Source organism: Mycolicibacterium agri (genome assembly GCF_002553505.1).
In the GTDB taxonomy this organism is placed as follows: domain Bacteria; phylum Actinomycetota; class Actinomycetes; order Mycobacteriales; family Mycobacteriaceae; genus Mycobacterium; species Mycobacterium agri.
Window position 1 is genome coordinate 1 of sequence record NZ_PDCP01000122.1, and the last position, 13011, is coordinate 13011.

At 61.5% G+C, this 13011-nt stretch carries 8 protein-coding genes; all 8 read left to right on the plus strand.

Annotated elements, in window-relative coordinates; genetic code table 11:
- Positions 1-239: hypothetical protein (locus tag CQY20_RS35260; RefSeq protein ID WP_207767347.1), on the plus strand; the 239-nt coding region annotated here is incomplete at its 5' end.
- A gap of 292 nt (positions 240-531) precedes the next feature.
- The gene (putP, locus tag CQY20_RS31360) at positions 532-2052 is read left to right on the plus strand and encodes a sodium/proline symporter PutP (protein WP_097944883.1); all 1521 of its coding nucleotides are present in this window, start codon (positions 532-534) and stop codon (positions 2050-2052) included.
- A 968-nt stretch (positions 2053-3020) separates the two neighbouring features.
- A complete protein-coding gene (locus tag CQY20_RS31365) occupies positions 3021-4409 on the plus strand; it encodes a cadherin-like domain-containing protein (RefSeq protein WP_163700535.1) in 1389 nt (462 codons plus the stop codon).
- Between the two features lie 428 nt (positions 4410-4837).
- Positions 4838-5062, plus strand: coding sequence for a hypothetical protein (locus CQY20_RS31370; protein ID WP_097944873.1), 225 nt, complete (start codon positions 4838-4840; stop codon positions 5060-5062).
- A gap of 945 nt (positions 5063-6007) precedes the next feature.
- Positions 6008-6424: an MmpS family transport accessory protein gene (locus CQY20_RS31375; protein ID WP_097944875.1), complete on the plus strand. Its 417-nt coding sequence runs from the start codon at positions 6008-6010 to the stop codon at positions 6422-6424.
- Positions 6421-9297, plus strand: coding sequence for an MMPL/RND family transporter (locus CQY20_RS31380; RefSeq protein WP_097944877.1), 2877 nt, complete (start codon positions 6421-6423; stop codon positions 9295-9297). The genes CQY20_RS31375 and CQY20_RS31380 overlap by 4 nt, the downstream gene beginning before the upstream one ends.
- Before the next feature lie 11 nt (positions 9298-9308).
- Positions 9309-12254: an MMPL/RND family transporter gene (locus CQY20_RS31385; protein ID WP_097944879.1), complete on the plus strand. Its 2946-nt coding sequence runs from the start codon at positions 9309-9311 to the stop codon at positions 12252-12254.
- Positions 12255-12450: 196 nt separating this feature from the next.
- Positions 12451-12789: a hemophore-related protein gene (locus tag CQY20_RS31390; protein ID WP_097944881.1), complete on the plus strand. Its 339-nt coding sequence runs from the start codon at positions 12451-12453 to the stop codon at positions 12787-12789.
- Positions 12790-13011 lie beyond the last annotated feature (222 nt).

Here is a 13011-nt window from a genome sequence, read left to right on the forward strand (position 1 = left end):
ACAACCGCACCGGCGAGTCGGGCGGACGGGGCCAAAACAGACCGTCCTACCGGGGCCAAATCAACCTGTCACAGCCAGACGACGTTGCCAAGCTGTTCCCTGTAGTCACGCGCGACTTCGCTTTGCTGCGGGCATCCACCATCACGGCGGTGATGACGGGCTGCGCTTTCGACATGGCCGACCTCCCTGCGTACAGAGGTGTCAACTATGTCGCGAAACAGCTGCCAACTATGTCGTGAAATCTGACACTGTCCCCGCTACCAAATCGAACGGCCCTCGGAGATCCTCCGGGGGCCTTTTGCATTGGCTTGCAGCCTCAGCAGAGGACCTGGACGTTAGACGTTCTAACCTCTGGTCGGGTTTGGGCTCGCTGCCAAGCCGCTGACAGCCCTTCATCCGGGGGCGCTTTGTCCAACCGGATAAAGAGCGAGCCCATTTCTATCCGATCGGCCGAGAAATCCCGATGGCCGTCCTGCTTTGATGAGTGAATCTACGAGCACCTCCATGACCTTCGGCGGAACGAGAAAATCGATGTCTGACAGCGCGTTTCAGATGTTGGCGATCGGGCTGTACTTCGCCCTGATGCTCGCGATCGGCTACTACGCGTTCCGCCGCACCAGCGACCTCGACGACTACATGCTCGGCGGTCGCAAGTTGCCCCCGGCGGTGGCCGCGCTGTCCGCCGGCGCATCCGACATGTCCGGCTGGTTGCTGCTCGGTGTCCCCGGCGCCATTTACGCCTCCGGCCTGCTCGAGTCGTGGATCGTGATCGGCCTGGTGATCGGCGCCTGGCTCAACTGGACGTTCGTCGCGCCGCGGCTGCGGGCGTACACCGAGATCGCCAACAACTCGATCACGGTGCCGAGTTTCTTTGAGAACCGGCTGCGGGACAAGTCGCATGTGCTGCGCATCGCGGCAGGCACGATCATCCTGGTCTTCTTCACGTTCTACGTGTCGAGCGGCATGGTCGCCGGTGGCGTGTTCTTCGAGTCGTCGTTCGGGTCGTCGTATGTGACGGGCATGCTGCTGGTCGCCGGAGTCACCTTGTGCTACACGCTGTTCGGCGGTTTCTGGGGCGCGTCGCTCACCGACGTCGCACAGGCGGTGTTGATGTTCGCCGCACTTGTCACAATCCCCGTCGTCACGATCATCGCGACCGGCGGACCGGGCGAGATGGTCAATCTGGTCCAGGCCGCCGACGCCGCCCACAACGCGGCCAACCCAGGTGACGAAATCCACCGCACCTCACTGTTGTTCGGCGGAAGTTTCCTCGCCATCGTGTCCGCGGCGGCCTGGGGGCTGGGCTACTTCGGCCAACCGCACATCATCGTCCGGTTCATGGCGATGCGTTCCTCAGCCGACGCCAAGGCCGGCCGCCGTATCGGTATCAGCTGGATGATCCTCACCGCAGCAGGGGCGATCACCACCGGGTTCGCGGGCCTGGCGTACTTCTTCCGCGAAGATGTCGCCCTGGACAACCCCGAGACCGTGTTCCTTCGGCTCGCGCAGGTGATGTTCCATCCTTTCGTTGCCGGAATCGTGCTCGCCGCGGTGCTCGCGGCCATCATGTCGACGATCTCGTCGCAGCTCATCGTGTGCTCGTCGGCTCTGGTGGAAGACATCTACCGCGCGTTCGGCAGAGAGGCCAGCCCAGCGAGGCTGGTCGCCTACGGCCGACTCGGGGTGCTGACGGTCGCGGTGGTCGCGATCCTTTTGGCGCTCAACCCGGATGGGACGATCCTCGACCTCGTCGGCTTCGCGTGGGCCGGGTTCGGCGCCGCCTTCGGCCCGCTGATCATATTGTCGCTGTTCTGGCGCAAGCTCACTACGCCAGGCGCGATCGCCGGCATGATCGCCGGCGCCGTGGTGGTCGGCATCTGGGGTCAGACCGAGGCGCTGTCGAGCGCGATGTATGAAATCGTTCCCGGCTTCATCGCGTGTCTCGTTGTCGCCGTGGCCGTATCGCTCATGACTGGCCGCGAGGACGACGACATCCAGCGCGAGTTCTCCGAGATGGCCGAGAAGTCTCAGGAACCCGCGGCGTCCGCCTGACGCCGAGTCCGTTTCGCTAGTTCGCCGCAGCAGCTTAATTCCGCAATCGTCAGCTGTCTGGGCTATTTCACAATGAATATCGAATCTGAGTTAGCTGAACTGCTTCACCGCGATCGGTATCTGCCAAGCTTTTTCGTTCGCTGTCTACCAACGGGCTGCGCACAATCCTGTTGTTACCTGGATAATTAACTATACAGTAGACAGATCTTCACTCGGATTGTTTAGCCAAAGCAGCATTTTTCCTTCTGAATTAGTCTCTAATCGTCGTTGCTCGACCGACAAGTCGGGCATAAACTACGTTCGCCAATGGACGGCACTGCGCCTCTAGAGGCAAGTGTGCTCGGCGGAATGGGCGGGTTGGCATGCGGCACTGGGCAGTCAAGTACACGGGTCTTACTGACGGTCGGGCGCTGAACGCCGCGCGCTACATCGGCAGGGTCGGCGGGTTGGCGGTCGCGCTGGGGATCGGCGCCGCGATCGCCGGTGGGGCAGGTATCGCGAACGCCGACGATTCGCCGGCGAAGAATCCGAAAGCCAACACTGGCGAAGTCAGGCCGTCGAAGCCGCGCACTCCATCCGACGCCCGAACCGGCCGAACCGCTCGCGACGCCGCGACACGAGCGGACCGAGTGAATCGGCCCAAGTCCGAGACATCGCGATCAACGCAGTCGCAGCAGAACAAGAGCGGCGGCGCGGCTTCGCGCGACGACGCGCGATGGAAACCGCGGAACAGAACAAGCGATCAAGTCCAAGCCAAAGACCAGTCGACCGTCCGCCCGCGCGTCACCCAGGACAAGAGGCCGGCGAAACGCGCGGCGCCGCTCGTGGCCGCAGACACGAAAGACATTCGGCGCGTTACGAAAACGACCGATTCAGCCTCGGCCGCCGTCGTGGTATCGGTCGCTACCCGACCGACTCCGGTGACCACGCCGCTGACGAGGTATTCAAACCTGTTGCCCGTGGCCCGTATGGCCACTCCTTCCGAAGGGAACACCGGTGACGCTCCGCTGGGTACGGGCGCGGCCGTGATGCAAGCGCTGCAGTTGGCCCGACGCGACATGGACCTCGCCCTCGTCAACGAGGCATCGGTCGCGGCGCCGCGCACGGTGGCGCCGCGCAGTCTCGTGATCTCGCCTGTGAAAACGATGCTGCCGGCCGCCACCGCAGCGACCGCGGCGGCGGTACCACAACCCGGCGACGTGGCCAGCACTGTTTACGGCGACATCGGCAAGTGGATGCTGAAATCCGGTGGGCAGGTTGCGAATTGGGGCGGACAGCTCAACAACGGCCAGCCGATCTACGAGCCGGTCAACGTCATCATCATCGACGATGCGTCGACAAGTCGCGAGGAGTCGATCACCAAACTCAATCGGGCGATGAAGGTGGCAGGTTTCCCGGCGAGGACCCCGCACAGCGGGGGCTACAAGGCCATCATCGACGGCGCCACCTACGGCCAGCAGCCGACCGGTTTCCTCCAGGCCTTCGCCAGCAGCGGGACGCCCACTGATCACGGGCGGATGTTCGGACCCGCCGACAGCAGTGCGGGCTATGTATGGTCTGGCGCATTCAGCACCCAGAATGGGTCGCACCGTTATGTCTCATTCGTGACGGCGCGCGATGACCTTGCCGACCAACTCGTCGCCCGCGGCGTTGCAACGTCACTCGCACCGGTGGATTTGGGCAATGCCGGAATCACCGGCGACCACGACGGTTACGCCGTCGTGCTGGTGCTGAACCCGGGCATGCCGAACACACAACCCACGGCGGCCCTCAAACAGAGCGATCCGAGCAGGTGGTCGGGGATGGTCACGGGGCAGGTCACGGCCAGCGACGCCGACGGAGACAGGCTGACTTTCGTGACATCGGAGCCCACCAAGGGAACTGTCACGTTGACGTCGCGAGGTATGTTCCGGTACACGCCGACGGCGGCCGCCCGGCACGCGGCCGCGGCCGATGACGTGGAGCAACCAGTCGTGGACCAGTTCTCCATTACCGTCAGTGACGGATTCGGCGGTGTCGCCGACGTTCCGGTAAGTGTGGTCGTGCTACCCAAGAACACCGTTCCGACGTCATGGGCCAGGGTGAACCGGCCCGACGCAAGCGGCAACGTCGCCGGCTCGATCACTGTCAGAGACGCCGATGGCGACCAAGTGGTCTATCGGCACACAGAGCCCTCGTCAGGCAGTGTCACGATCAACTCGGACGGCACCTTCACATACGTTCCGACCGAATCTGCCCGCCAGCAAGCGAAACTCACACCAGGGTCGGACTTCGACACATTCACCATCACCGTCGACGACGGCCACGGTGGGTTGCGGACCATGACCGTGAGGGCGACCATCGCACCTGCAGACTAGACTTTCGTAGCCGCTAAATACCCAGTGCTGCAGATGATTACGGATCAACATGGTGAAATGGCGGAGAGGCCGACGATCCCGACGCCGTCGATGCCGCAAAGGACAGTCGATGCCGCAAAGGACAGTGGTCAAACTGCCGTCGAAGCCGGCGAATTCGCCGACGTGTCGCTGTGCGACCCTCCTCATTCGAGGGATCTCCGCCGTCTTGTCGACGCGGGTTCGCTCGCCTGGCGAGCCTGCCTGCACCCCGAGTGGGTGACGCCGCCCGATCCCGATGCCGGTGCTCGCCGAGGCCGGCTCGCTCGCCTATGCACCGAAGACACCGTTCATCGCGTTCCACGCAATGCTCGTGCTCGCAGCGGCCAACGATCCGGCGGCGATCCGCGCGATCGACGTGCCGGACGCGACCGAGGAACAGGCGGCGACCGTTGCATCTGATCGGCGAGGGCCTTATCGCGTTGACGCGGGGCGAGCCACGCATCGCGCTGGATCATCTGCTCGAGTCGCTCGATGGGCGTGCGGCGATCGGCGATAGCCGCGTGCAGCAGAAGTGGTTCCCGAAACTGCGCTCGCCGCGATGCTTCAGCTCGGTGCGCCGGGGCAGGCGGCGCGTCTACTGTCACGCCACCGTGCGGGTCCAGAGGCGCAGGTGACGCGCGGCGCTGTCAACTGATTTGGCCGAGCCGACAGCAAGATGTTTCAGGTGTTGTTGTACCGCAGCCAATTCCCGCTACCGCGCGGCTCGTCGATGATTGCTGTAATCGATGCATTCGGGAATAACGCTTCATAGTCGCCTGTCAGAAACGAGCATCGCGGTTAACTAAAAAACCATCCCGACGTATTTAACGCTGGTGACAGAACATCTCGGTCTATCGACTTCTTGCGGCGATTCTGCTTTTACTAGAGGCCGTGCGCGACCCGCGTTATTGATTAGCGAGTACCGCAAGGAAGCGAGTTCCCAAATCTTCGTCGGCGGGATATTTGTCAATGAATGGCCGCGATGCCGCCACCTAGGCTGGGTCATTCCGCAGTGCGGACATTGAAAAAGGCATCCGGGTCGATTCTGTTGCTGGCTTCAGAGCTGGGTTCAACCATTTGACGGTGTGTGATGTGCAGGTATGGAACCCGCAGCAATCCTCTTCACCAGCACTTCGTCGGTGCTGTGTCTACGCCCAGATGTCGCCGCTACCAGGCGGTGTGGGCATGTCACAACCGGGCGGGCTGAAATGTCTTCGGCCCTACGTACTGTGGGGGTAGGCCGCCGGCACGTTTCGCTGACCCGGTTGTTTTGGCTCAAATAGAGTTTGCGAAGACAGTTGTCAATAACTATTGAAAGTCTTTGCTCTTCAGAATTTATCACCATCCCATATCGTGTTGGAAACGAGGGTTAGGCAGATCACAGAGATGGTCTACCCTCAAACTGGTCGCGCTCCCCAGGCGCCGCATGTATGAGGTGATGCCGCAAGCGAAAATGGCGAGCCACCCCTCTCCACGGTGCCGCCATGTGGGGTTTGACCGCCGATGTGAGCACACATGTAGGAGCGGATAGCATGTGCCGAGCGTGGCGTTAGGGGAGGGGTGCGACGATTTTCCGAGTTGTGAGACGGCTGTGGATTCCGATCCTCGTGCTGTGCGTTCTCGGCGCAGGGGGATTCACTGTGTCGCGCCTGCATGGCATTTTCGGCTCTGAGAATCGCCTGACATATACCGACACCAAAGTTGACGACAGCCAAACATTTAACCCCAAGCACTTGACCTACGAAGTCTTCGGATCCGGGAGCACGGCCAACATCAGCTACTTCGACGAAAACGGTGAACCCACATATGTTCAGGGAGCCAGCCTGCCTTGGTCCGTCCGCTTCGAACTCAGCGAGGCATCGGCCGTCGGCAGCGTCCTCGCCCAAGGAGACGGCGACAGCATCGGATGCCGGATCCTCGTGGATGACGAAGTGAAAGCCGAGAAGGTGTCGAATCAGGTAAACGCCTTCACGTCCTGTCTGCTGAAGTCCGCATGATCACAGGCAGCCACGTACCCGTCAAGCGATCGCGCGTCGCGCGGACCATCCATCGCTTCTCACTCGTCATCATTCTCATATGGGTGGCGATCGCCGTTCTCCTGACGCTCGGCGTCCCGCCGCTGGAAAAGGTCGAGAGAGAACACTCCATACCGCTGACGGCCGAGGACGCACCGTCGGTCAAAGCGATGAAGCGGATGGGCGACGTATTTCAGGAATCCTCCTCCGGCGCTTTGGCGGTCATCGTCTTGGAGGGTGAGCAAACCCTCGGTGACGATGCGCACCGGTACTACGACGAGTTGATCCGCCAGATGCGCGAGGATCCCGCGCATGTGCGCCATATCCAGGATTTCTGGGGGGATCCACTCACCGCGGGCGCGGCCCAGAGCGCCGACGGCAAGGCGGCTTACGTCCAGTTCAATCTCGTCGGTCAACCGGGCCAGGCGGAGGGCAATCAGTCGGTCCGTGCCGTACAGGACATCGTGGAGCGGACACCGCCCCCACCCGGTGTCAAGGCGTGGGTCACGGGACCCGCCGCGATCGTCGCCGACATGGGCGAGAGCGGGAACCGGACGGTCATCCTGATCACCGTCGTGAGCATCAGCGTCATCTTCGTGATGCTGCTGCTGGTCTTCCGTTCCGTCATCACCACGATCGTCATATTGCTGACGGTCGGGATCGAACTGCAGGTCGCGCGTGGAGTCATCGCGTTCCTCGGCTTACACGGCGTCGTCGGGCTGACCACCTTCGTCGTCAATCTCCTTGTGTCGGTGGGTATTGCCGCGGGCACGGACTATGGAATCTTCTTCTTCGGGCGGTACAAAGAGGCGCGTGAAGTCGGCGAGGACCGCGAATCCGCCTTCTATACCGCCTACAGCAGCGTGGCGAAAGTCGTTCTTGCGTCCGGTGTCACGATCGCCGGCGCAATCTTCTGCCTCAGCTTCACGCGTCTTCCGTTCTTCCAGCCATTAGGTGTGCCCGGTGCGCTCGGCATCCTCATCGCGGTGGCAGTGGCACTCACGCTGGTACCGGCGATCCTCGCCATCGGGTCGCGCTTCGGCTTGTTCGACCCCAAACGCCGAATTCACACCAAGCGATGGCGCCGGTTGGGCACGGCGGTCGTTCGGTGGCCTGCGCCCATCCTCGTTGCCACAGTGGCACTTTCATTGATCGGTTTGTTGACGCTGCCCGGGTACTCGCCGAGCTACAACGACCAGAAATCGCTGCCACAGGATATTCCTGCAAACCAGGGCTATTCGGCGGCCGCGCGACACTTCCCCGAGTCGCGACTGACCTCGCCTGACCTGCTGATGATCGAATCCGACCACGACATGCGGAATTCGGCGGACATGCTGGTGCTGAACAAAGTAGCCAAGGCAGTGTTCGCCGTTCCCGGCGTCGCGAACGTGCAGTCGATCAGCCGTCCCCAGGGCACGCAGATCGCGCATACCACGATTCCGTTCATGATCAGCACTCAAAACGCCAGCCAACTGCTGGGGCTGCCCTTCCAGAAGGCGCGCATGGAGGACATGCTCAAGCAGGCCGACGAGATGGGCACGACCATCGGGATCATGCAGCGCATGTACGACCTGATGACGCAGATGGTCGACACGACGCACCGCATGGTTGCGACCACTCACGAGTTGCAGGACGTCACGAATGAGTTGAGGGATCACATCGCGGACTTCCAGGACTTCTGGCGGCCGCTTTTCAACTATCTGTATTGGGAGCAGCACTGCTACAACATCCCTCTGTGTTATTCGATCAGATCCATCTCCGATGCGATCGACGGTATTGACGAGATCACCGTCAAGATGGACGAACTCGTCGACAATCTCGACGAGCTGGATGCGCTCATGCCGCAGTTGCTGGCCCAACTGCCGCAGATGATCGCCACCATGGAGAGCACGCGCACGATGATGCTCACCATGCACAGCACGATGTCCGGCACCATCAGCGCGATGGAGGAAACCGCCGACAACGCGACTGCGATGGGCAAGGCGTTCGACGCCTCCAATAACGACGATTCGTTCTACCTACCGCCCGACGTATTCAACAACGAGGACTTCAAACGCGTCCTGAAGATCTTCCTGTCGCCGGACGGGAAAGCGGCGCGCATGCTGATCACCCAGCGCGGCGATCCCGCAACACCCGAGGGCGTTTCGAAGGTCGAGCCGATCAGGGAAGCGGCCGAGGAGGCGCTCAAAGGTACCCCGCTGGAAGACAGCGATATCTACCTTGCGGGCAGCGCCGCGGCGGTGAAAGACATCATCGAAGGTTCGAAATACGACCTTCTGATAGCGGGTATCTCAGCGCTCTGCCTGATCTTCATCATCATGCTGTTGATGACGCGAAGCTTCGTGGCCGCGTTGGTGATCGTGGGCACGGTGGCGCTTTCGTTGGGTGCGTCGTTCGGACTGTCGGTGTTGGTCTGGCAATACCTACTTGGTATCCAGATTCAGTGGATGGTCCTCGCGATGTCGGTGATGGTGCTGTTGGCGGTCGGCTCGGACTACAACCTGCTGCTGGTGTCGCGCATGAAGGAGGAGGTGTCGGCCGGCATCAAGACCGGGATCATCCGGGCAATGGGTGGCACCGGCAGGATCGTGACGGCTGCGGGTCTCGTATTCGCCGCCACCATGGCCTCGATGCTGGTGAGTGATCTGCTCACGCTCGGTCAGCTCGGCGCAGCCATCGCGTTGGGTCTGCTGTTCGACACCTTGGTGGTGCGCGCCTTCATGACGCCGTCCATCGCTGCGCTGCTCGGCCGTTGGTTCTGGTGGCCGCAACACGTTCGGACCCGGCCTGCGAGCGGACTCCTTCGGCCGGTGGGGCCGCGGCCACTCGTGCGTTCTCTGCTGCTGAGGGACTAGCGAAGAGCCACATGCGCAGGAAACGTCCTCAGGGCTCCTTCGTAGCGCGGACCATTCACAGGTTCGCGCTACTGATCATTCTCGCGTGGCTGGTCGTCATCGTGGTCTCCACGCTGCTGTCGGTCAACGGGAACCTGGCCGCCGCGATCCCCTCGTTGGAACGGGTCGCCGAGGAGCACTCCGTTTCGCTGATGCCCAAGGATGCGCCCTCGGTGCAGGCGATGACGCGCATCGGCCGAACCTTCCAGGAGTCGAACTCCGACAGTTCGGCGATGATTGTGCTGGAGGGCGAGGAGCCGCTCGGCGAGGATGCCCGCAATTACTACGCGGGCCTGATTCGGGATTTGAGAAACGATCCCGCGCACGTCGAGCATGTGCAGGATCTGTGGGGTGATCGCCTCACTTCGTCGAGCGTGCAGAGCCCAGACGGCCGGGCGACGTATGTGCAACTGAACCTTGTCGGCGACCAGGGGACCGCGCAAGGCGATGAATCCGTTGCCGCGGTCCGCGACATCGTGAATCGGTCGACCGCACCGCCAGGGGTGAAGGCCTATGTGACCGGCCCTGGACCGCTCGCGTCGGACACGCAACTCGCCGGGAACCAGTCCGTCCTGAAGATCACCCTGGTGACTGTCGTGGTGATCTTCACGGTGCTGCTGTTCGTCTACCGGTCGATCGTCACGGTGATCCTGCTATTGACAATGGTCGGGATCGAATTGGGGGCGGCCCGGGGAATCGTCGCTTTTCTCGGCCACAGCGAGGTTCTCACACTTTCCACCTTCGCCGTGAACATGCTGGTCTTCCTCGGCATCGCGGCGGGGACCGACTACGGGATATTTTTCTTCGGTCGATACCAAGAGGCGCGCCAATCCGGCGAGGATCCCAAAACAGCCTATTTCAGCATGTTTCGCGGCGTCACCCCTGTGGTGCTGGCGTCCGGCCTCACGATCGCAGGCGCGATTTTCTGTCTCAGCTTCGCCCGGCTGCCCTACTTCCACAGCATGGCCCTACCGTGCGCGATCGGCATGCTCGTGTCGGTGGCGGCGGCGGTCACCGTCGTTCCCGCAGGGGTGGCTCTCGCCAGTCGGTTCGGCGCCCTGGAACCCAAGCGCACGATCCGCGCCCGTCGGTGGCGCGGAATCGGGACCGCGATCGTCCGTTGGCCCGCTCCGATCTTGGTTTCATCGCTTGCGCTGGCCCTCATCGGCTTGGCGACGCTGCCGGGTTACCAATCGAGCTTCAACGACCGCCTCTACGTTCCCGACGACATTCCTGCCAATCAGGGTTACCTCGCTGCTGAGCGTCACTTCTCACAGGCGCGATTGATGCCCGACATTTTGCTCATCGAGGCCGACCATGACATGCGCAACCCTGCCGACTTCCTGGTCTTGAACCGATTGGCGAAGGCAGTCTTCAAGATTCGCGGGGTTTCGCGGGTACAAGGAATCACTCGGCCGGAGGGAACACCGATCGGTCACACCTCGATTCCGTTTCTGCTCAGCCTGCAGAGCGCCAGCCAGAAGCAGATGATGAAGTTCCAAGAAGAACGCGTGAACGACATGCTCAAGCAGGCCGACGATCTCGCCACGATGATTGCGGCGATGCAGGATCAATACCGGGTGACTCAAGAGATCTACCAGATCACCCATCGCACAATACAAACGACGCATGAGCTGAAGGCGGCCGTGGACGAAGTGCGCGATAACGTCGCCAACTTCGATGATTTCTTCCGGCCGATCCGAAACTACCTTTACTGGGAGCAGCACTGCTTCAACATCCCGCTCTGTTATTCCATCCGGTCGATCTTCGACGCGCTCGACGGGGTGGATCGGATCAGCGGCAAGATCGAGCTTCTGCTCGAGAACCTCGATCAGCTCGACGTGCTGATGCCGCAGATGTTCGAGCAGATACCGCTGCTGATCGACAGCATGCAAACCATGCGGACCATGCTGCTCACCATGCACAGCACCATGTCCGGCTTCCTCAAAACCGTTGATGAGTCAAGCCAAAACGTGACGGCGATGGGGCAGGCGTTCGACGAAAGTCGCAACGACGACTCGTTCTATCTACCGCCCGAAACGTTCGAGAACGAAGACTTCAAGCGTGCGATGGAGTCCTTCTTGTCACCCGACGGCAAAGCGGCGCGGTTCATCATTTCGCATCGCGGCGATCCCGCGTCCCTCGACGGTATTGCCCGCGTCGACCAAATCAAGGCGGCGGCTGAGGAGGCGTTGAAGGGGACACCTCTGGTAAACGCGAAGGCCTATATGGCCGGTTCGGCCTCCACCGCTAAAGACTGGCACGACGGTTCCACCTACGACCTATGGATCGCCGGCATCGCGGCACTGTGCCTGGTATTCATCATCATGCTCATCATCACCCGAAGTCTCATTGCGGCTTTGGTGATTGTGGGCACGGTGGCTCTTTCGCTGGGCGCATCGTTCGGGGTTTCGGTTCTTCTTTGGCAATACATTTTGGGAATCCATCTGCATTGGATGGTTCTCGCCATGTCGGTGATCATCCTTTTGGCCGTGGGCTCGGATTACAACCTGCTGCTGGTATCCCGAATGAAGGAAGAAATCGGCGCCGGCATCAATACGGGCATCATTCGTGCGATGGGTGGCACCGGCAAGGTGGTCACGACGGCGGGACTGGTGTTCGCGTTGACCATGGCGTCGATGGTGGTCAGCGATCTGCGCATCATCGGACAGATCGGCACCACGATCGGCCTCGGCCTGTTGTTCGACACCATGATCGTCCGCTCATTCATGACGCCTTCCATCGCGGCGCTGCTCGGACGTTGGTTCTGGTGGCCGCAGCGTGTTCGCCCACGGCCGGCGAGCGCTCTGCTCGAATCACGTGCTCCTCGCTGGGCCGCCAGGCGCTATCTGCTCAACGAAGCGCGACCCATGGACGACAATGCTCCGACAATTCCGATATCCGGGCCACTTCGTTAGCTGGCGGAGCGTTGATCATGGGATTTTCGTCGGCGATATGAACGGCGTAACGTCGGAGGTGCGAGCGCCGATACGAGTAGTACATCTCGTATGGGTATGACGGGATGGTAAGAGCTGAGCCGGTTCAGGGCATATTTCTGGCACGGCGTCCAGTTGTACGTCTAAATTGGACCTAGGAGTTAGGGGAGGACCTCGAATGAAGAAGTTGTCATGGGCCGGAGTGGCTGCCGCGATAGGCGGCGCGGCGGTATCTGCCGTCGCTGGTGCCGGAGTCGCTTCGGCGACGCCTGATCTGGGTCCGGCCATCAATACGACATGCACGTATCCGCAGCTGGTGAATGCGCTGAATGCCCAAGACCCGCAGGTTGGCGCGTTCTTCAACCAGTCGCCTCAGCTGAAGGCCGGTCTGCAGGTGTTCCTGGTCTCCGGCCCGGCACAGCGCGAGCGGATGGCGCAGCAGTTGGTGAGCGCGCCAGCCGTTCAGCCCTACCTCGGGTCTGTCGAACAGGCGTTCCTCACCTGCCATCAGTTCTGACATAAATCTGCCTACACATAAACTTCCCCGCCACGTTGGCGGGGAAGTTTGTTTTCTACAGAGTCAATTGCGGCGAACCGCGGGAGGGCACAAAATTAGCAGCGCGAATTACTTTGCGCTGATTCCCCGTTGATTCGTCCCCTCCCTTGCCGGTTAGGTGTCTTGGCGGGGGAGTTGGTTGGTGCGGTAGAGGTCGATGCAGGTGTTGCGGCGGACTTTGCC